Consider the following 20,554-nt stretch of genomic DNA (forward strand, 5'->3'; position numbering starts at 1 on the left):
AATATTTGTTTGTGTGCAGTCGTCGCTGTGTATTAGTCTCCATCCGGTTTTGTTTTGGCTGGCTATTTTTTGGCGCGTGAGCCGATACGTGTTTGTAGGAAAGTGGGCGCGGTCATATAGGCGTTTGTACTGTTTTTGGAGAGTGAATCAGGATGATTAACCGTTCTGTATATGGCGCCGGTCTCTCGTTGCTGTTTTGTTTGCAGCCGGTACTGGCAGGCCCCACGCGGGACTGTTCACGGATTGTGTCGAACGTCGAGCGACTGGCCTGTTTCGACCAGGCTGCGAACACGCCGGCATACACGACAGAACGGCAGTGGTCTGCACCAGAGCAGCAGGCCCCGAGCGTGCTGCGCGTGATGGCAAATGAAGCGGCGCGGGCGCCAGATGACCTGGCGTTTCACATCGGTAGCCGAACCGGTGACGGCGTTTCAGCGCTCGTGATATCAGCGCCAGCCATCGCATCGGGTAACGAACCCGCTTACCTGGCAATCAGTTGCATCCAGGCCATCTCCCGGCTGCAACTGATTGCCAAACGCCCGATCGAGGCAAGCTGGGTCAAGGTACGGCTGACAGGGCAGGGCTGGTCTACCCGTGAAACACCCTGGCAGGTGATGGAGAACGGGCAGGTAATCGATGCCGGCCGGGGTTTGCCGGCGATCGAGCAGATCAGGAAGCTGATTGGTGCCCATCGCATCGAAGTGGTGAGTGAGCACAGCGAGCTCGACGGGTTGATCTTCGATGCACAAGGGCTGACCCCGTTGATCAGCCAGGCGCGAAGCACATGCCGGTGGTAGCGCAGGTGTCAGAGGGCAAGCTCACGCGACTGCTGGCGCCGATCGATCCGGCAGTACCGGCTGGGCTGTTCGATGTCGAGGACGAAACCTACCAGGCGATCGACCAGGAGATGGTCAAGCTGGGCGGGCTGCAGGAGGCGATGATCGACTGGGTTTACATCGAAGAGGCGTCCTGTCAGTACCTGAGCCGGCAATGCAAGCACCTGCGAATCGTCGCGCACTTGAGTGCCGCCTGGTTACGCAGCCGCTGCTGGGAGCGTTGGGGAGACACCTTGGCATTGCTGGCCGGCATGATCGAGTGCTATTGGGAACCCGCCCACCCCAAGCCAGGGCCGAAAGGCTTCCTGACCAAGCGCAAGCTGGTCGGGCTGGTGATCAACCGCTTGAGCGAGGCGCTGCCGCGTCTCGACCGTTTCACTTATACCCCTGCCCATGCAGCAGCAGCGCAGGCGGCGTTGAAACACCTGCAACAACAGCACGCGGCACAGCTGGAGGCTGCTGTTCTCGATGGGCTGGAGCGCCTGCTGTGCAAACACATTGAACGTGTCAGCGGTGCCGGCGAGGCTGACGTGCCCAAGGCGCCGGCTGCAAGCGTGAAGCCTGCGCCGCTGGCCGATGTCATCGCCACACCCATACCGCGTGTGTCGTCGATGGGCAGTGAACGTGAGACACGACGGGCCATACTGGCCATGGCCGAACTCATCAACCAGCAGGACCCTTACGACCCAACCGGCTACCAGTTACGGCGTTTCGGTTTGTGGGCACACATTCAGGCGGCGCCTCCGGCCAGGCAAGGCAGCCGCACAGAATTGATGGCGGTGCCACTGGATATCACGCGGGTCTATGAAGAGGCCATTGCCAGCACAGCGATAGACCCAGCCTTGCTTCAGCGCATCGAAAAGAGCGTGGCGGCGTGCCCCTACTGGATTCGTGGCAGCTTTCTGGCTGCAACCGTCGCCACGCGGCTGGCGATGAGCGATGTGGCTGAGGCCATCCGTTGCGCGACCGCCCGGTTTGTACAGCGCATGCCGGCCCTTCAGCAGCTGTGCTTCAGCGACGGATTGGTATTTGTCGATGACCAATGCCTGGCGTGGCTCAAGGGCGCGCAAGGGCCTTCTGGCCAAGCGGCCGCACCCCACGCGTTTGGTGGCCTGCACGAGGAACTGGCCGGGCAACTGGACAGTGGCGGCGTAGAGCCCGTGCTGCTGAGGCTGCAAGCACTGCAAGCGGACCTGGGTACCCCTCGGGACCGCTGCCATACCACCATGATCGCAGCCGACTTGCTGGCCGCACGGGGCGTGTCCTGGCTGGCCCAGGACTTGTGCGCCGGCGTTGCCCGAACGATGCAGCAAACCACCGCCAGTGCGTGGGAGCCAGAGATATTCCAGCGGCTTCAGCAGTATGCAGCCCCTCCAACGCTGGCTGATCAACACAAGGACCAGGAGCCTCGATGAATCATATATGGAAGCAATTCAAAGGTTGGGGCTTGCCGTGGGTAACGCGCATTGGCCTGGCGCTGCCGCTGTTACTTGGGTTGGCGGTCACGCTGCTGCTGGTCGCCATCTGGTGGCTCGGCCCGCAATGGACGTGGCGTGAGCAACAGCCATTGGCAAGTGTGGCGCACCGCAGCGTGGCAAGCCTGGTACTCATGCTCGTGCCGCTAATAGGCTGGCTGGTGCTGCTGCGTACACGCTTTCGCAGATTGCAAGCGGAGCGCCGGCAGGCACGGGCTGCCGAACAGGATCGCACGCTGCCGTTGGTGCAGGCGCAAGAGAAGGCGCTGAGCCTGGGGCTTGACCGGTACCTTGACAATGCCGGTGGGCCACGTGCCTTGTACCGGCTGCCCTGGTACCTGGTAGTAGGTGATGAACAGGCCGGTAAAACCAGCTTCATCGACTGCACCGATCAGCGTTTTACCCTGACGCGTATCGATCAGGTCCAGGCACAAGGGCGGCAGACTGAAGCGCTGGCCTACCCGGTGGGCTGGTGGGTCAGCGACGATGCTGTGCTCATCGACCCACCCGGTGCGTTCATCCGCCAGCAGCCAGCGGCGGGCTCGGCAGCTGACGCTCCCGCCGAGTCAGCACCCTCCTGTGTGCCGGGGGCCCAAGCCAGGTTGTGGGACCACCTGTTGGGCTGGCTACTGCGAAATCGCAGCCAGCGAGCGCTTAACGGCGTGGTGCTGGTCGTCGACTTGCCGGCACTGCTGCATGGCACGCCTGAGCAGCGCGTTGCGCTGGCCCACAGGTTGCGCACCCGCCTGTACGAAGTGAGCAGCCACCTGGGGTCGCGCTTGCCGCTCTATGTGGTACTGAGCAAATTCGATTTGCTGGACGGCTTCGATCAGTTCTACCGCAAGCTTTCGGCCGCCAGGCGCGAAAACCTGTTGGGGTTTACCTTCAAACTGGATGCGGTTGACGCGTTCGACGCCTGGCTGGATGAGTATGACGAGCACTACGGTCGGTTTCTCGTCACGTTGCAGGAGCAGCTCATCGATCAACTGGATGTGCTGGTGAAGGCTCCACCGTGTGGGCGCCTGTTTTCGCTGTATGGGCAGTTGGTCGGGTTGCGCCCCATACTGCTGGCATTTCTGCGCGAAACCCTGGTGAGTGACCGTTACTCCACGCCTGCCCTGGTACGCGGTGTGTATTGGTCGTCTGTGATGCAGCAAGGCGACATGCGCAATGCCTTCGTCCGTGAAGCCGCACAGCCCTACAAGACGAAACTTCCGCTGCGTGAAGGCAAGGCACAAGGCAAGGCATTGGCCTACTTCATCCAGCAAGCCTTCAGGCGGGTCATTTATCAGGAGGCCGGCCTGGCGGGCGACAACGTTCGGGTGGCGCGCAGCAAGCGTCAACTGCTGTGGGTCGGCTCGGGCGTGGGCATCCTTGCGTTCAGCATCGCCCTGGCGAGTTGGCAACGCTATTTCGATATCAATGGCTCCAAGGCCGCCAGCGTGCTCGCCAAAAGCCAGGAGTACAGCCATCACCAGGTCGATCAGCGCCTAGACCCGACCGGGCGCAACCTGTTGGCGCCACTGGACCAGATCCGCGATGCGGTGGCGGTGTTTGGCGACTATCGCGTGGCATGGCCAGGGGTTGCCGATCTTGGCCTTTACCAAGGGCGCAACATTGGCCCCACGGTTGACGAAGCGTACCTCAGCTTGTTGTCCAGGCGTTTTTTGCCGGCCTTGGCCAGCGGCGTGATCGATGCCATGAACGCAGCACCGCCGGGCAGCGAGCAACAAATGGCGGCGCTCAGGGTTTACCGGATGATCGAGGACCGCCACAGTCGCCGGCCTGAATGGGTGGAGGACTGGATGGCGCGCCAATGGCAAAAGGCGTTCCCTGGCCAGGGGCAGTTGCAGCGAGACCTCATGCACCATTTGAAATACGCCCTGGCCTACGCTGACACCGATTTGCCGCAGTACCGTGAGCGTGTCAGCGAAGTGCAGCAGGCATTGCGTAAATTGCCTTTGCCACAGCGGGTTTATGAGGGGCTGAAGCAACAGGCTCACGAGCAATTGCACACCGGCCTGAACCTGCGTCACCAGGTAGGCCCTGCCTTCGATGTCGTGTATCAGCCATCTTTCGGGGCCGGGCATGGGGAGGAGGATGTACAGCTGTCCCCCATGCTCACAGCCAAAGGCTTCAGGGAGTACTTTGAACCGCGCAGCCAGCGGTTCGCTGAAATGGCGATGGTCGATCAGTGGGCGCTGGGGGAGCGTGCCCAGCTCGATTATTCGAGCGTTGATCGAGAGGCGCTGACCGAACGGCTGCACAACCTTTACAGCGCCGATTACGTCGACAGCTGGCGTCGCGCCTTGAACGCCTTCACCGTGGCGGACTTCCGTGATCTGGACCATGGTGTCACCGTCCTGGAACAGTTGACTGGCCCGGCAGCACCGTTGCAGCGGCTGCTGCATACGGTCAGGGATAACACGTCGCTTGCGTCACCGGCAGTTGTCGAGGCACCGGGCGAGGTGGGTTCGTTGCTGCCAGTAACGGGCAAGCCCGAGCAACAGCAAGCACAGGCCATCCAGCGGGCTTTTGCAGGCCTGGGCGCCATGTTGCAAGTGACAGGAGACAAACCGAGCTACTACGACGAAACCCTGGGTGCCGTATCGGCTGTGCTGGACTATGCCAAGGCCGTACAGAACAACCCGGACCGCGGCAAGGCTGCACTGCAAGCCGTGCATCAGCGCTTCTCGATGACCGGGCAGGACCCGATCGGCACCCTGCAACGTGTTGCCACAGGTTTGCCGGAACCGATCAACCACCAGGTCAGAAAGCTTGCCGACCAGACAGCCCAGGTGCTGAACGTTGAAGCACTGCGCGAACTGGAGCGACGTTGGGATGCTGAGGTGTACAGCTTCTTCCAGCAGCGTCTGGCAGGCCGCTACCCCTTTGTGGTGAGGGCGCCTGATGCTTCACTGGATGACTTCGAAGCATTCTTCGGGCCCAAAGGGCGCCTGCAGCAGTTTGATGATCAGTATCTCAAGGTCTTCCTCAAGGACAACCTTGAGGCGTTGCAGTCTGGCCAGCACGGGCATTCCCTGATTCGCCCCGACGTGATCGAGCAGCTCGAACTGGCCGAACGGATTCGCGAAACCTTCTTCGATCAGCGCGGCAAGTTGAGTGTGCAGTTCAGTATCGAACCGTTGGGGCTCAGTGCGAACCAGCGTACCAGCCTGCTGGACCTGGATGGCCAGCTGATCTCCTACACCCATGGGCCTAGCCGGATCACCGGTATCGTCTGGCCCAATACCATGGGGCAGCAGGTACGCAGCAACCTGACTTTACTCAGGCAGAACGGCAATAGCAGCAGCCTCGAATACCGTGGCCCATGGTCGATGTTCCGCTTGCTTAGCCGCGGCTCGCTCAATGGGCGGACGGCGACCAGCGTGGACCTGAGCTTCAGGACGGGTGACGGTGTAATGCGCTATCGGTTGAATGCTGAAAAGGCCTTCAACCCCATTACCCAGCAACCGTTCAAAGGTTTCCGCTTGCCACGCGGGTTGTTGCAACCGTCACCCAAGGTTGCTCAATCGGGGCAACCGCATGAACAGCCTTTATGACGCCATGTTTTGCTGAGGTCATGGCGAGCTTAAGCCGCTCAACGCCCTACCGGCCAGATACCCGAAGGTCATCCCCGGCCCAAGGGTAATGCCACCGCTGGGGTAGTGCCCACCCATCACGCTGTGCATGTCGTTGCCCACCGCAAACAGGCCGGGTATCGGCTGCCCAGCGTGGTCCAGCACACGGGCCGAGGCGTCTGTGCCCAGGCCGGCGAAGGTGCCCAGGCTGCCCGGCAGTAGCTTCACGGCGTGAAACGGCCCATGCAGCAAGGGCCGCAGCGACGGGTTGGGGGCTTGCAACGGTTCGCCCTGAGCCCGGTTGTAGGCCGATGCGCCACGCTGGAATACCGGGTCCTCACCTTGGGCTGCATGCCGGTTGAAGTCGTGCACCGTGCGCTGCAGCTGCGCGGCATCGATCCCGCAGCGCTGTGCCAGTTCCGCCAGGCTGGCGCTACTGTGCAAGTAACCACGGCGTTGATAGAAGCGGGTAGAGAACGGAAAGGGCTTGGCCCAGCCAATGCCATAGCGGCGTTGTGCTGCGTGGTCGCAGATCAGCCAGGCTTCAGGTGTTTCGCCGTGCGGTGTAGCGGCGAACAGTGCGTTCATGAAGTCATGGTAGCAATCGGCCTCGTTGACGAAGCGTCGGCCATCGCGACGTACCGCGATGAAGCCAGGTTTGGCGCGGTCGATCAGGTGCGGGAAATGGCCGAAACTGCCATCGCCGCGTGGCACCTTCGATACAGGTGCCCAGGCGCCAGCCTGGGCCAGTGCCGTACTGACCAGGCCACCGGCTTGTTCACCCAACCGCAGGCCGTCGCCGCTGTTTTCCCTGGGTGCTGCGGAGTAGTGCTGGTCACCCTGCGGCGCATGCGGCATCAGTTGCGCGATGCGCTGGCGGTCATGCGGGAAGCCACCGCAGGCCAACACCACACCACGGCGTGCCTGGATGACCTGGCCGTCGGCAAACCGTGCGCCACTGACTCGGCCTTCGCCCAGCAGGTGGCTGGCCGGTTTGTTGGTCAGCAGTGTCACATCAAGGTCCAAGGCGCTGCGCAGCAGGCGCGCCACCAGCGCGTTGCCATTGACCAACTGCTGGCCGCGACGATGCAGCAGCAGGTCTCGCCCATGGCGCAGCAGGCGTTTGCTGACATGCAGCGCCGCCTTGGCCGAGCGTGTGGCGTTGAAGAAGGCGGCCATGTCGGTGCCACCGGCAATGCCCATGCCGGCCAGGCTGACGATGTCCAGCGGTGGGCGTAATGTGTGCAGCCAAGGCCCGAGTTGGCGCCCGTCGTAGGGCAGGGCACACAGTGAGCGACCGCCGTGTGCACTGCCATCGCCTTCACGCATGTCGGGCATGCGGCTGCCACTCTGGAACTGTACCGCCGTGTGCTGTTGGAAAAACGCCACCATTTCTGGGCCATGGCGCAGGAACGCACGTTGACGAGTGTCCAGTTCGTGGGTGTGGGTTTGCGCACGCAGGTAGCGCTCTGGGGCATCGTCGGCTTCGACGATGCCTTCAGCGATGGCCAGCGGGTTGCGCGGTATCCACAACCAGCCCCCCGACCAGGCGCTGGTGCCGCCCAGCTGGCGGGCTTTTTCCGCAACGATCACATGCAGGCCGTGATGCGCGGCGGTTACGGCGGCAGCCAGGCCCGAAGCGCCGGAGCCAATGACGAGTACGTCACATTCGAGGGGTTGCATGAAGGGGGTCCGCTCAGGCGTTGGTAGAGGATGGCGCGTTTTACTGCAGCGGCGAAAAACCGGTGGGCCGCAGCAGCCGCGATTGCAGGCGTACAACGGCCCCGAGCTCGCGGTTAAGCCGCGAAAACGCTGCCCAGCGTGGGTCCGCTGCCATGGCTGTGCGCCGTGCGATGCGATCGTCGAGGCTGGCATAGCCCCAGATGTGCACCACCTGGTTGACGTCGCCGAACTCGCTGGTGAAAAAGCCGACCAGGTTACCCAGGTGTTCGCTTTGCACGTCCAGCGCGTGGCTTTGGTAAAGGGCTAGCCAGTCGGCCATTTTCAGTGGGTCGAGGGTGTAGGTTCTCAGTTCGTAGTACATGCCGGGGTCTCCGTATGGGTGGCCGGCGCCTGCAGGCGCGCGGTGATGTGGTTGGCAGCAAGCCAGCCGAAGGTGAGGGCAGGGCCCAGGGTGATGCCGGGGCCGGGGTAGGTGCCCTTCATCAGTGAGTTCATGTCGTTGCCGACTGCGTACAGCCCGGCAATTGGCTGGCCGCTACGGTCAAGCACGTTGGCATCGGCGTTGGTCACCAGGCCACGGGCCGACCCGAGGTCGCCGGTGTGAATGCGGATGGCGTAGAACGGCCCGTTGCTCAACGGCGCCAGGCAGGGGTTGGGCGTGTGTTGCGGGTCGCCCATGTAGCGGTTGTAGCTGTTGCTGCCTTTGCCGAACGCACGGTCGATGCCATTGCGGGCATCCGTGTTGAACTGCTCAAGGGTTTGCGCGAACACTTTGGGCTCTACGCCAATGGCCTGGGCCAGGGCTTGCGGTGTAGCGGCCCGGTACAGGTATCCGGCGTCGATCAACGCCTGGTTGTTCACAGGCTTCGGCCGCGCCAGGCCGAGCCCATAACGGTTCATCGCCTCGGCATCGCACACCAGCCAGCAGCTGGCAATGCCGTTGGCGAACATGGTCTGCACGAAGTGATGGTAGGAGTCGGACTCGTTGACGAAGCGCCGCCCGGCCGGGTCTACCGCAATCACGCCAGGCTTGGCGCGGTCGGTGACCAGGTGCGGGAAGCGCTCCCGCTGGCCACCGGCATGGCGCCGTTCGGAAACCGGCGCCCAGAAGAAGTTGGCCGCCAGGCCTTCGCCCTCGGCGGCCGACACCGCCTGACCAAGGCGCAGGGCAGCACCGTCGTTGCAGGCGGGCGACATGGTCAGGTGCGGCGCTTCTTGGGCGGGGCGGTAGCTGGCGGCCAGTGCACCTGCAGCGAACCCGCCCATGGCGCACACCACGCCGCCACGTGCCATTACCCGCTGACGTCGGCCCTCGTGCAGTACAACCACGCCGGTCACCACGCCGTGCTCGACAATCAGCGCTTCGGCTTCGCTGCGTAACCACAGTTGCGTGCCATGGGCGAAGGCACTGGTGGCCAGGCGGGCGATCAAGGCGTTGCCAGTGGTAAGCCGAGTGCCACGCGGGTGCTGCAGGCGGTCCCGCGCGTAGCGCGCCATCAGTTTCAGGCAATGCCACAGCGAACTGAGCGAGCGGCGAATACTGAGAAAATGCTGGATATCCACGCGGTTCACCATCATGCCGCCGAACAGCAGCATGCCGGGCGGTGGCATCTGCAGGTCCTTGAAGCGCTGGCCGAGGTGCTTGCCGTCGTACTCGACCATTTCCAGTGCGCGGCCGAACTGCGTGGCGCCGGGCGCATCCGGGTAGTAGTCGGGCGAGTGAGGGCGCAAGGCATAGCGCAGTTCGGTGTGCTGCTCCAGCCAGCGCAGCGCCTGGTGCCCATGCTCGATGAAGGCGTCGCAGAGCATGGGGTCGTAGCCATCACCGATGACGTGTTTGAGGTAGGTGCGCATGGCCTCGGGGGAGTCCTTGGCACCCGCGTCACGGGCCTGATCGGTGCCGTACAGCCATACCGCACCGCCGGAAATCGCCGAGGTGCCGCCAAAGCGTTCGGCCTTTTCCACGACCAGCACCTTCAGCCCGCGGCAGGCGGCGGTGGCAGCCGCAGCCAAGCCGCCGGCGCCACTGCCCAGTACCACCAGGTCAACGCTGTGTTGTGTGTGTTCAAGGGTTGCCATGGCTTCAGATCTCCAGCGGCGTTACGCCCATGAAGGCGCCAAGGTGGCCGAGTTGGGCGTAGGCCATTTCCGGCCCTGTCTGGATCGGGCAGCCAACTTGCCGTGCGCGGTTCAGCAGTGGGGTGATCTCGGGCGAAGTGACCACGTCGGCCACCAGGGTGTCGGGTTGCAGGGTAGCCAGCAGGGCGGCGGGCAGCGGCAGCTCTGCGCTTGTGCCCATGCCGACCGGGGAGGCGTTGGCCACCAGGTCGAAGTCTTCCAGCCCACTGAACTGTGTGCTGACCGTAAGCTCAGGGAAGGCATTGCCGAGCAGTTCGCACACCGCCCCCATGCGCGCTGTGCTGGGGTCGCTGAGGGTAATGCCGGCAATACCTGCCTCGCCCAGCGCATAGGCGATGGCGCTGCCAACACCGCCGCAACCGATCACCAATGCCCGCTTGCCCGTCGGTTTGAAGCCATGCTTGCGCGCAGCGCCCAGGAAGCCGGCGCCGTCCACGTTGTCGCCCAGCAAGCGCCCGTCGCGCTCGCGGCGTATCACATTGACCGATCCCAGTGCCGCCGCGCGTTCGCTCAGGCTGTCCAGGCGGTTGGCCAGGGCCTGCTTGTACGGCACGGTGACCACACAGCCGCGCAGGTTTTGCCAGCCGCGCAGGGTGTCGGCAAAGCTGTCCAGCGCCGCCTGGTGCAGGTCGATGGGCAGCATGGCGAGGTTGCAATTGTTGTGGGTGAACCAGGTGTTGAAGTTTTCCGGGGACTTCACCTGGGCGATGGGCGAACCGACGATGGCGACCAGTTCAGTTGAACCACGAATCATGCTGACCTCCTTATTGGCGTTGTTATGGCGGTCAGCGTGAAGCAGCGGGGTGTGGGCAACAATGCGCTAATCGGGGGTTTAGTGCGATAATCGCAGTCATGTTCCGGTTATCGCGGTAATCGGCTGTTTTTCTCCCTGCTAGCGAGTTGAAGGCATGAACACCCCCGCCATTCACCCCCGTGACCTGATTGCCGGCTTGCAGAAAGGCCTGGCCCTGATGCAACTGTTCAGCGCCGAGCAGCCACGCCTGAGCGTGCCGCAGGCAGCCAGGCTGTCTGGCCTTACGCCCAGCGCCGTCCGGCGCTTTCTACTGACTTTGGTGCATGAGGGCTTTGCCGAAACCGACAGCCGCGAGTACTGGCTGACGCCCAAGGCGTTGCGCCTTGGTCAGGCGTATGTCGACTCGGCGCAACTGCCGCGCATGCTGCGGCCGATCGTCGAGCAGGTGGCGCGGCAGACCCAGGAGCATGTATCAGTGGGCACCCGCGATGGCGACGAGATCATCCACCTGGTGCGCAGCCGCTACAGCCATGTGGCGTCGTTGTCGATCAGGCCAGGCTCGCGGGTGCCGATGTATTGCACGGCGGGGGGGAGGATATGGCTGGCCTGGCTGGATGAAAACGAGCGGGATGACTACTTTGCACGCAACCCGCTGCGGGCACTGACGCCTTACACACAGACTGACCGTGGGCTGCTGGAGGCGGAGTTGCTGCGGGTGAAAACGCAGGGCTTCTGCATGGTCGACCAGGAATACGAGATGGGTATGCGTGTGCTGGGGGTACCGTTGCTGGATCGGGCCGGGCAGTTGAAAGCAACGCTCACCATCACAACCCATGCTTCGCGCCTGAGCGTGGATGAAATTCGGTTGCGGTATGTGCCGACGCTGTATGAGGCGCAGGCGTTGTTGCGGCCAGTTCTGGATTGAGGGGAATGTGTCGCAGCTGATGTCGGGGCAGAGCCTTGTGCAATTGGGGCCGCTTTGCGGCCCATCGCCGGCAAGCCAGCTCCCACATTGACCGCGCAATCCTGAACAGCTGCGCACTGAGTCGTCAGAAAATGTTGAGCGGGTACTCGGTAATCACCCGCACTTCATCAATCTGGCCGCCACGCTCCGAGCTACGGTAGCTGGCCTGCCGCACCCGGAACGACAAGTCCTTGGCTGCGCCGGCCTGCACCACATAGCGTACTTCAACGTCACGCTCCCAGGCCTTGCCATCCAGGTCACCACCGGTACCGCTCTTGAAGTCGGTGCCTTTCACATAGCGGGTCATGAAGCTCAGCCCCGGTACGCCATAAGCGGCCATGTTCAGGTCGTAGCGGGCCTGCCAGGACTTTTCGTTCTCGTAGTCGAAGTCCGAGTACTGCACCGAGTTGGCAAAGTTGTAGACCGCGTTGCCGTCTGGCCCGTACACGTAGTCGCCGGTGCCGGACACCTTCTGGTAGGCCAGGGTGAAGGCATGAGCACCCAGCGTCCAGGTACCGCCCAGGCTCCAGATGCGGTTGTCCAGGTCGCCACTGCGGGCCTGGCCGATGCTTTGCGTGTCGTAGGCGTTGAAGTCGAACTTCAGCGACTGGCCGGTACCCAGCGGCAACAGGTAGCGGGTGTTCACGTAGTACTTGCGAAAGTGCTCGGCAGTTTTGGCGTAGTACAGGCTGCTGGAGAGCCGCTCATTGAACGTGTACACCCCGCCCAGGTAGTCCACGGCGGTCATGTGCCCGCTGTCTCGGGATGACTGGTTGCGGTTGGTCAGGCCGGTGAAGTGCCCCGCGTCCAACTGCAGATTGCGGATTTCCTTGCTGGTGAGCGAGAAACCGTCGACGGTTTCCGGCAGCAGGCGGCTGTCGGAGGTGGCCAGCACAGGCACTGCCATTACCTGCGTGCCGTATTTGAGCACGGTGTTGGACGCGCGCATTTTCAGCACTGCGCCGGCTTTGCTCATGTCTTGCTTGGCGCCATGGCTGTCCTGCTCCAGCAAGCCCGTACCGCCCCCCGTGCGGCCGTCACCCGTGTCGAGCTTGAAGGCGTACTGGCCGATCAGGTCGATGCCAAAGCCGACGGTGCCTTGGGTGAAGCCGGACTGAAAGGTACCGACAAAGCCCTGGGCCCATTCCTCGCCGTAGTTTTGCCGTGCGCCGCTGGCGCGGTTGTCACGCTGCATGTACATGTTGCGTGCCTTGACAGACAGCTTGCTGCCTTCGATGAACCCTGCCGATTCGGACTGCTCGCTGGCCTGCAGCAAGGGGCTGGCAGACGCCAGCAAAAGGGCGGTGACGCCGAGTGTGTTGATGCTCATTTCATGCTCCGTTTGCTTGTTCTAGTTAGGTGGCAGCGTGATGCAAGGGGTGCCTGAGCCGTTTTGCAGGCGTGCAGAAGCCCTGTCCGCGCCTGTGCAGGGCAGAGCATTCGTACGTTTACAGGTGGCTCAAGCGGGTGGTGCGCCCGCCGACCGGCACCTGAGGTGCCGGCAGCGGGCCAGGTGGCCTCGGCCTATCGCTCGATCTGGCGATTCCAGCGGGCGTTCCATTCCGGACGTTGGGTGTTGACCTGGTCCCAGTCGATGGTCACGGCCGTTTGCAGGTAGGTCTGCATGGCCTCGACCTGGCCGCGGGTCTTGTCGCTGGTCGGGGTGTTGGGGTTGGACGGGATCTGGTCACCCAGCTCCAGAGCCGGTGCCTGCGCTTCGGGGCTCAGCAGGAATTCGGCGAGCTTTTGCGCAAGCTCCGGCTGGTCGTTGTTGGCGGTGACGCATTCGGCCTGGTTGAGCACCACGGCGCCTTCCTTGGGCGCTGCGTACTCCACCGGGATGCCTTTGAGCTTCAGTGCCGTCACCTGGGTGGGGGTGAGCGGGAACAGCGCGGCTTCGTCGGTTTGCACCATTTCCGAGAGCTTGGCCGAGTTGGGGATGTACTCCAGCACGTTCGGGCCAACGTTCTGCTTCCAGGCCGCGAAGCCCGGGTTGACGTCGGTATCGGTGCCGCCGTGCAGGCGGTTGTACATCAGGAAACCGTGCAGGCCGAAGGTGGACGAGGCCATCGACTGGAACACCACCTTGTCTTTGAAGCGCGGGTCGGCCAGGTCATTCCACGAGGTGGGTGCGGCCCAGCCCTTTTCCTTGAACAGGCGGCTGTTGTAGGCCAGCCCGGTTACCCCCAGGCTGACGGCGGCGGCCTTGTCCTTGATCAGGGCCTTTTCCGGCAGCTGGGCCAGGGTCGGGTTGGGCTTGAGCGTGCTGCACAGCCCCATGCCAATGGCGCGGTACATGATGCCGTCATCCAGCACCATCACATGGATCGACGGCTTGTTCGGCGTAGCCTGGACCTTGGCCAGGATATCGGCCGACGTACCGGGCACGATCACCACCTTTACATCGTTGGCCTTCTCGAACCGGGGCAGGATGTTGTCGCTGAACAGCCGTTCCATGGTGCCGCCGTTCATGCCCAGGTACAGCGTGGGTTGGGCCATGGCGGGCAGGCAGGCGAACAGGCCGGGCACGGTGCAGAACAGGGCGAGCAAACGTTGCTTGTGCGTCATGACAGGTTTTCCTTGTGGTGGTGGTTGGGCTGAAAACGGTGGATGGAAAAGGCCGCCAGGCTGATGGCGGGTGCGCCCTGCAGGATGCATTGCGCCAGTGCTTCACCCGCCGCCGGGCCAATCTGGAAACCCGCGCCGGCAAAGCCGAAGCCGTGCAGCAGGCCGGGTTGGTGCAGGCTGGGGCCAAGCACCGGTTCGTCGTCGGGCAGGTAGCCTTCGGTGCCGCTCCAGGTGCGGATGGCCTGGGCGCCGGCCAGGGCCGGGTACAGTTCGGTGGCGTTGCGCAATATGTCGAGCACGGCGGCCTGGCCCGGGCGTGCGGTGGTCGGGGTCAGGGCAAAGCCGCGCCCGCCGCCGAGCACGCAGTTGCCGCGCGCTACCTGGCGGGCGTAGATACCGCCGCCTTCGACCCCGGTGCTGGCGGTCATGAACAGCGGCAGCGGCTCGGTGACCAGCATGGCCGGGTGGGCGGCGGTGAGTGGCACCGGTTCGCCGAACTGTTCGGCCAGCTGCGCCGACCAGGCGCCGGCGCAGTTCAACAGCCAGGGTGCCTTGAAGCACTGGCCGTTGCTGGTATGTACGCTGAAGCGCTGGCCGTCGTGGTCTACATCAAGCACCTTGCACTGCTCGTGCACCTCGGCACCGCTGTGCCGGGCCGCCTGGGCGAACGCCGGCGATACAAGGCGAGGGTTGGCGTGGCCATCCTCGGGGCAATACGAGGCACCGACGGCGATGTCGCCCACCCAGGGGAAGCGCTGGCGCAGCTCGCGGCGCTCCAGCAGTTGCAGGCGCAGGTCAAAGGCCTGGGTACGGCGTGCATAGGCCTTCAGGGCATCGAAATCGGTTTCGCTGCGGGCCAGCTTCAGGTGGCCGCTGCGGGCGTACTCGCCGTCAATACCGATCCATTCGCGCAGCTGCCCCCAGATGGCATGGGCGCGCATCGACAACGGCAGCTGGGCCAGCGAGCGTCCCTGTCGGCGCACGCCGCCGTAGTTCACCCCGCTGGAATGCGAGCCGCAGAAGTCGCGCTCCAGCAGCGCCACCTGTTGGCCAGCACGGGCCAGGGTCAAGGCAGCGCTGCTGCCGACGATGCCGCCACCGACGATGATGGCGTCTACTTCAAGCAGCCTCATGGCTTTATCTCCAGACCAAAGGGCAGCGGTTTGACGGGTGCCTGGCCGCGCAAACGCCCGACCTGATCAATGGGCCGACCGCTTTCGCAGGCGATCAGCTCGGCGGCAGCGGCGCCGCACACACGGCCTTGGCAGCGGCCCATACCGACCCGGCACATAGCCTTGACCCGGTTGATTTCCCAATGCCCGGCGCGCACGGTAGCGCGGATTTCCCCGGCGCTGACCTGCTCGCAACGGCACACGGTCAGCTGGTCGGAGGCTTGGCTGGCCCATTGTTCGGGGAACGGGAAGGCTTGCTCCAGGCCCTGACGAAAGCGCTGCAACGTGGCCAAGCGCTTTTCCAGCTGCCGCTGGCGTTGCGGGTTGCCAGGTTTGCCGAGATCGGCCAGCAGCGTCAGGGCTGCCAGTTCGCCGGTCATCTCCGCACCATCGGCACCCAGGATGCCGGCACCGTCGCCGGCCAGGTACACGCCGGGGCTACTGGCGCGGCCCTGGGGGTCACGTACCGGTAGCCAGGCGCGGTTGAGGGTGTTCCAGGCAAACTCGCAGCCCAGCAGGTCGGCCAGCTGGGTTTCGCTGCGCAGGGCGTGGGCGAAGGCCACAGCGTCGCAGGGCAGTTGATGCTGTTGGCCGTTGAGTGACCAGCGAACGCCGCTGGCGCGTTGTTCGCCGTCAATGCCGAGCAGGGTTACGCCCTGGTGCACCGGTACGCCTTTGCGGGCAAGCCAGGCGCGGTAGTAAAGGCCCTTGGCAAAGGTGCCCGGCTGCAGCAGCAGGCGTGGCAGGGCACGTACCTGGGCGCTGAACGGCGAGGTGTCGAGCACTGCGCTGACCGTGGCGCCGGCTTTGGCGTACTGATAGGCCACCAGGTACAACAGCGGCCCACTGCCTGCCAGCACCACCCGCTCGCCGATGGCGCAGCCCTGGAACTTCAGGGCAATCTGTGCAGCGCCCAGGGTATAGACCCCAGGCAAGGTCCAGCCGGGGATCGGCAACACGCGGTCGGTGGCGCCGGTGGCGACAATCACCCGGTCGAACGCCAGGCGGTCGGCCAACTCACCCTGCTGCAAGGTGTCCAGCACCTGCTGCTCGGCGTTCCACACCAAGGTGTCCGGGCGGTAGTCGAGTTGCCTGCGCAGTTGCTCAAGGGTGGTGTGCACGGCTTGTGCCTTGCCGGCCTCGAAGCCGTACAACGCGTTGGCCGACCGGCGAAAGTTGGCCGGCTGCTGGCGGTAGATCTGCCCACCACCGCGGCTGGCTTCGTCCAGCAGCACCGGGCGCACGCCATGGGCCACCAGGGTTTGCGCGGCGCGGATGCCGGCGGGGCCGGCACCGATGATCACGATTGCAGTCATGGCCGGCGCCCCGGGTCGCGGGTGATGCACTGGCCGGCTTCCAGAAAGGTCGAGCAGGCGCGCACCCGGCGCCCATCCTGCAGGCGTACCCAACAGTCCTGGCAGGCGCCCATCAGGCAGAAACCGGCGCGCGGCTCGGCGTTGAAGTCGCTGCCGCGCAGGTGCGTGGCGTTGGTCAGGATGGCGGTCAGCAGGGTGTCGCCGTTCATGCCCTGGGCTGGCTGGCCGTCGAGCAAAAAGGGCAGCGGCTCGCGGTCGTGCTCGGCCACGCGCTTGAACAGGGGCATAGGGGCATTCCTTGTCATTGCTTGCCTACCAGTACGCGGTCCAGGCCGTATACCCGGTCCAGGGCGACCATGGTCAGGGCGGTGACGGCGATCACCAGCGCCGAAACGGCGGCCATCATCGGGTCGATCGATTCGGTGGCGTACACGTACATGCGCACGGGCAGGGTCTGGGTGGCGGGTGAGGTGACGAAGATCGACAGCGTGACTTCGTCGAAGCTGTTGATGAACGCCAGCAGCCAGCCACCGGCTACCCCAGGCAAGATCATCGGCAGGGTCACTTTGCAGAACAGCGTGACCCGGCCTGCGCCCAGGCTCTGTGCGGCCTGTTCGGCGCTGCGGTCGATGCCAATGGCGGCAGCCAGCACCAGGCGCAGCACGTAGGGAGTAATCACTACCACATGGGCGCACACCAGCCAGGCGAAGCTGCCATTGACCCCAAGCAAGGCGAACAGCCGCAGCAGGGCCACACCCAGCACCAGGTGCGGGATGATGATGGGTGACAGCAGCAGGCCGTTGACAAAGCCCTGGCCCGGGAAGCTGTAGCGGGTCAGCGCCAGGCCTGCGGGCACGGCGATCAAGGTGGCCAGCGAGGCCGCCAGGGCGGCGAGTTTCAGGCTGTTGTAGAACGCGTCAAGGAAGTCGGCGCGCTCGAACACGGCGCTGAACCAGCGCAGCGAGAAGCCGGCGGTGGGCAGGCTCAGGGTGTTTTCCGGGGTGAATGCCACCAGGCACACCACCACCAGCGGGGCGAGCATGAACAGCATCACCAGGGCGTGAAAAGACAGGGCCAGCGGGCCGTTACGGGTCATGGGTTCAAACTCCAAGTGCGCGTTTGTAGCGGCGTTCCACCAGCCGGTTCCAGCTGAGCATCACCAGCAGGTTGATCAGCAGCAGGGCGACCGCGATGGTGGCGCCCATCGGCCAGTTCAGTTCGGCCAGGTACTGGTCGTAGATCATGGTGGCGACCATCTTCAATCGGCGCCCGCCCAGCAGGCCGGGGATGGCGAACGAGCTGGCCGCCAGGCCGAACACGATCAGCGTGCCCGACAGCACGCCGGGCATGATTTGTGGCAGCACGATGCGACGGAACACCGTCCACTGGCTGGCGCCCAGCGACAGTGCAGCCTGCTCGGCGGCCGGGTCGAGCTTCTGCAACGAGGTCCATACCGGGATGATCATGAACGGCAGCATCACGTGGACCAGGCCGATGATCACCGCAAACGGGGTGTACAGCAGCTTGACCGGCTGCCCGCCGAGGGCGCTGATGCCTTGGTTGATCAGGCCGTCAGAGCCCAGCAGCAGGCTCCAGCCGAAGGCGCGCACCACCACCGAAATCAGCAGCGGGGTCAGCACCAGGATCAGGAAGATCGAGCGCCACGGCGCGCCCATGCGGCTAAGCACCATGGCCTCGGGGATGCCGATCAGCACGCACAGCAAGGTGACCAGGGCGCTGATCCAGAAGGTGCGGAAGAAAATCTCGTAGTAATAGGTGTCGGTCACCAGGCTCAGGTAATGGCTGAAGGTGTACTGGCCGGCCTGGATGCCGCTGGTGTAGTCGAACGCGTTGAACGACAGCAGCACGGTCAACCCCAGCGGTATCACGAGCAAGGCCAGGAACAACAGCAGGGCCGGGCTGCTCAGGCCGTAGCCCCAGGCGTTGTTGCGCAGTTTTGCCGTACTCATGCCGCCACCTCGGCCGCGTTCAGCACCCGCAGCAGGGCATCGTTCCAGTCCAGGCCGACCGGCGCACCTTCGTCCAGCGGCGCGCTGCCATCGTTGGCGCGGACCACGGCCAGGTTGCCCAGGGCAGTATCAACGCGGTACAGCCACTGGCTGCCGAGGAAGTAGCGGCAGCTGATGCGCCCTGCCAGTTTGCCGCTGCCCGTTGGGCCGAGGCTGATCTTTTCCGGGCGCAGGCTGAGGGTAAGCGGCCCCTGGGCCGCCGCCTGCGGTTGGCCGCCGGGGCCGGTGACGCCACGCAGGCGGTTGGCCTTGCCGACAAAGTCGGAAATGAACGGCGTGCCCGGGTGTTCGTAGAGGCGGTAAGGGTCATCGACCTGGGTGATGCGCCCGGCTTCCATCACCACCACCCGGTCGCTGATCGACAAGGCCTCGGCCTGGTCGTGGGTGACCATCAACGTGGTAATGCCGACTTCATGCTGGATACGGCAGATCTCGAACTGCATTTCTTCACGCAGGTGCGCGTCCAGGTTGGACAGCGGCTCGTCCAGCAGCAGCACGGGCGGCTCGATCACCAGCGCGCGTGCCAGTGCCACACGCTGGCGCTGGCCGCCGGACAGTTCCCGGGGGTAGCGGTCGGCGTGCTTGTCCAGGCGCACCAGCGCCAGCGCCTGGTCGACGCGGCGAGCGATGTCGGCATTGGCCACCTTGCGCATGCGCAGGCCAAAGGCAACGTTGTCGCGCACGGTCATGTGCGGGAACAGCGCGTAGCTCTGGAACACCACGCCCAGGCCGCGGCTGGCCGGTTTGGCGTGGGTGATGTCGCGGCCATCGAGCACGATGCGGCCACTGGTGACCTCGACGAAGCCGGCAATCATCTGCAGGGTGGTGGTCTTGCCGCAGCCGGAAGGGCCGAGCAGGGAGACAAACTCGCCTTTTTCGATGGCCAGTGACGAACTGGCCACGGCCTCCGTGGCGCCATAGCGCTTGCAGAGTTTGTCGATCAACAGAAAGGTCATGGCTGTGCTCCATCGCAAACGGAACCGGGGTAAACCGGCAGTTTCAGGGTGGGCAGAGCGCCAGCGGCGAAAAGCAATGCTTTTACGGACGTTGGCGCTCGCTTCTGTGGCGGCGGCCGATGTTGTGATATCGCCCTATGGACCGGAGAGTAGGGCAATGATTAGGATGGCGACAAAGGGTAATTTCACTGAGTGACAGCTATTTTGAAATTATTCCACTCAATGAAATTTGAGAGGGTTTAGCGAAAAATGGATTCCGATAAACGAAATGAGCAAGCCAGGGAAGTGGGTGTCAGTGCCGTGTCCCGTTTGTTCGCCGTGTTGCGTGCGTTGGGCGACTGCGGTGGCGAGGGCGAGAAGGTCAGCCAGCTGGCCCAGCGGGTTGGCCTGGCACAGCCCACCACACACCGGTTACTGCGCAGCCTGATCGAAGAGGGCATGGTCGACCAGTGTGCGACCAGCAAGCGCTACCGCCTGAGCCTGGATTTCTTTGCCCTGGCGGCCAAGGCCGGGCAGGCCGGCAATTTGCGCGATGTGGTGCGCCCCAGCCTGCTGCGGCTGTCGGCTTCGCTGGGTGATTCGCTGTTTCTGCTGGCGCGTTCGGGGTTTGACGCCGTGTGCCTGGACCGCAGCGAAGGGCCTTACCCGATCCGCACCTTTACCGGCGACATTGGCGGCCGTGTGGCGTTGGGCGTGGGGCAGGGCAGCCTGGCCATTCTGGCTTTCCTGCCTGAGGAAGAACGTGACGAGGTGATCCGTTACAACCTGCCGCGGCTGAAGGATTTTCACCATTACGACGAAGTGCTGCTGCGTGCCGAAATCGACAATGTGCGCAGCCTGGGTTACGCCGGGCGCAATACCGGCGTGCTGGACGGCATGGCCGGCCTGGCTGTGCCGATCCTGGACCGTAACGGCCATGCGGTGGCGGCCTTGAGCGTGGCGACCATCAGTGACCGCCTTGGGCCTAACCGCATGCCGACTGTGGTGGCCTTGCTCAAGCGTGAGGCGGCGGCGATCGGCGAACGGGTGAACCCGTTCGACCCGGTGCTGCGCCGCCCCTCACATGTGTTTGGCTAAGGC

At 64.1% G+C, this 20,554-nt stretch carries 17 protein-coding genes; 5 read left to right on the forward strand and 12 right to left on the reverse strand.

Annotated features, from left to right (window positions below):
• Positions 1 to 152: 152 nt before the first annotated feature.
• From vasI to tssM, 3 genes are read left to right on the forward strand one after another with little or no spacing between them, the layout of a single operon-like run.
• Positions 153 to 797 carry a type VI secretion system-associated protein VasI gene (gene vasI, locus A0O30_RS25920; protein ID WP_105948600.1) on the forward strand — a complete coding sequence of 215 codons (645 nt, stop codon included), beginning with the start codon at positions 153 to 155 and terminating at the stop codon, positions 795 to 797.
• The gene (tssA, locus tag A0O30_RS25925; RefSeq protein ID WP_105948601.1) at positions 785 to 2,251 is read left to right on the forward strand and encodes a type VI secretion system protein TssA; all 1,467 of its coding nucleotides are present in this window, start codon (positions 785 to 787) and stop codon (positions 2,249 to 2,251) included. Before vasI ends, tssA begins: the two co-directional genes overlap by 13 nt.
• Complete coding sequence (gene tssM, locus A0O30_RS25930) at positions 2,248 to 5,874, forward strand: type VI secretion system membrane subunit TssM (RefSeq protein ID WP_105948602.1); 3,627 nt, start codon at positions 2,248 to 2,250, stop codon at positions 5,872 to 5,874. Before tssA ends, tssM begins: the two co-directional genes overlap by 4 nt.
• An 18-nt stretch (positions 5,875 to 5,892) precedes the next feature.
• On the opposite strand, the gene A0O30_RS25935 is transcribed toward tssM, so the two are convergent.
• From A0O30_RS25935 to A0O30_RS25950, 4 genes are read right to left on the reverse strand one after another with little or no spacing between them, the layout of a single operon-like run.
• The gene (locus tag A0O30_RS25935) at positions 5,893 to 7,575 is read right to left on the reverse strand and encodes an FAD-dependent oxidoreductase (RefSeq protein ID WP_105948603.1); all 1,683 of its coding nucleotides are present in this window, start codon (positions 7,573 to 7,575) and stop codon (positions 5,893 to 5,895) included.
• A 40-nt stretch (positions 7,576 to 7,615) separates the two neighbouring features.
• A complete protein-coding gene (locus A0O30_RS25940; RefSeq protein ID WP_025753224.1) occupies positions 7,616 to 7,936 on the reverse strand; it encodes an NIPSNAP family protein in 321 nt (106 codons plus the stop codon).
• Positions 7,921 to 9,654, reverse strand: coding sequence for an FAD-dependent oxidoreductase (locus A0O30_RS25945; protein ID WP_105948604.1), 1,734 nt, complete (start codon positions 9,652 to 9,654; stop codon positions 7,921 to 7,923). The genes A0O30_RS25940 and A0O30_RS25945 overlap by 16 nt, the downstream gene beginning before the upstream one ends.
• A 4-nt stretch (positions 9,655 to 9,658) precedes the next feature.
• Entirely contained in the window at positions 9,659 to 10,468 is an 810-nt protein-coding gene (locus A0O30_RS25950) for a shikimate dehydrogenase (RefSeq protein WP_105948605.1), read from the reverse strand.
• 154 nt (positions 10,469 to 10,622) lie between these two features.
• Between A0O30_RS25950 and A0O30_RS25955 the strand changes: the two genes are divergently transcribed.
• Entirely contained in the window at positions 10,623 to 11,393 is a 771-nt protein-coding gene (locus A0O30_RS25955) for an IclR family transcriptional regulator (RefSeq protein WP_105948606.1), read from the forward strand.
• 124 nt (positions 11,394 to 11,517) lie between these two features.
• Here A0O30_RS25955 and A0O30_RS25960 read toward each other — a convergent pair whose 3' ends face one another.
• From A0O30_RS25960 to A0O30_RS25995, 8 genes are all read right to left on the reverse strand, one after another.
• Positions 11,518 to 12,762, reverse strand: a complete 1,245-nt coding sequence (locus A0O30_RS25960; protein ID WP_105948607.1) for an OprD family porin — start codon at positions 12,760 to 12,762, stop codon at positions 11,518 to 11,520.
• Positions 12,763 to 12,956: 194 nt separating this feature from the next.
• On the reverse strand, positions 12,957 to 14,000 hold the full coding sequence (locus A0O30_RS25965; protein WP_019099336.1) for a polyamine ABC transporter substrate-binding protein: 1,044 nt from the start codon (positions 13,998 to 14,000) through the stop codon (positions 12,957 to 12,959).
• Complete coding sequence (locus A0O30_RS25970) at positions 13,997 to 15,133, reverse strand: FAD-binding oxidoreductase (RefSeq protein ID WP_105948608.1); 1,137 nt, start codon at positions 15,131 to 15,133, stop codon at positions 13,997 to 13,999. The genes A0O30_RS25965 and A0O30_RS25970 overlap by 4 nt, the downstream gene beginning before the upstream one ends.
• On the reverse strand, positions 15,130 to 16,488 hold the full coding sequence (locus A0O30_RS25975; RefSeq protein WP_105948609.1) for an NAD(P)/FAD-dependent oxidoreductase: 1,359 nt from the start codon (positions 16,486 to 16,488) through the stop codon (positions 15,130 to 15,132). Before A0O30_RS25975 ends, A0O30_RS25970 begins: the two co-directional genes overlap by 4 nt.
• Positions 16,485 to 16,775, reverse strand: coding sequence for a (2Fe-2S)-binding protein (locus tag A0O30_RS25980; protein ID WP_060499212.1), 291 nt, complete (start codon positions 16,773 to 16,775; stop codon positions 16,485 to 16,487). The genes A0O30_RS25975 and A0O30_RS25980 overlap by 4 nt, the downstream gene beginning before the upstream one ends.
• A 14-nt stretch (positions 16,776 to 16,789) precedes the next feature.
• Positions 16,790 to 17,584 (reverse strand): ABC transporter permease, encoded by a 795-nt coding sequence (locus tag A0O30_RS25985; RefSeq protein WP_105948610.1) that lies wholly within the window; start codon positions 17,582 to 17,584, stop codon positions 16,790 to 16,792.
• 4 nt (positions 17,585 to 17,588) lie between these two features.
• On the reverse strand, positions 17,589 to 18,458 hold the full coding sequence (locus A0O30_RS25990; RefSeq protein ID WP_105948611.1) for an ABC transporter permease: 870 nt from the start codon (positions 18,456 to 18,458) through the stop codon (positions 17,589 to 17,591).
• Positions 18,455 to 19,474, reverse strand: a complete 1,020-nt coding sequence (locus A0O30_RS25995; RefSeq protein WP_105948612.1) for an ABC transporter ATP-binding protein — start codon at positions 19,472 to 19,474, stop codon at positions 18,455 to 18,457. The genes A0O30_RS25990 and A0O30_RS25995 overlap by 4 nt, the downstream gene beginning before the upstream one ends.
• A gap of 249 nt (positions 19,475 to 19,723) precedes the next feature.
• Between A0O30_RS25995 and A0O30_RS26000 the strand changes: the two genes are divergently transcribed.
• Complete coding sequence (locus A0O30_RS26000) at positions 19,724 to 20,551, forward strand: IclR family transcriptional regulator (protein ID WP_025753220.1); 828 nt, start codon at positions 19,724 to 19,726, stop codon at positions 20,549 to 20,551.
• The last annotated feature ends 3 nt before the right edge of the window (positions 20,552 to 20,554 follow it).

Origin of the sequence: Pseudomonas sp. LLC-1, from assembly GCF_002992185.1 — a bacterium.
Lineage (GTDB): Bacteria > Pseudomonadota > Gammaproteobacteria > Pseudomonadales > Pseudomonadaceae > Aquipseudomonas > Aquipseudomonas monteilii.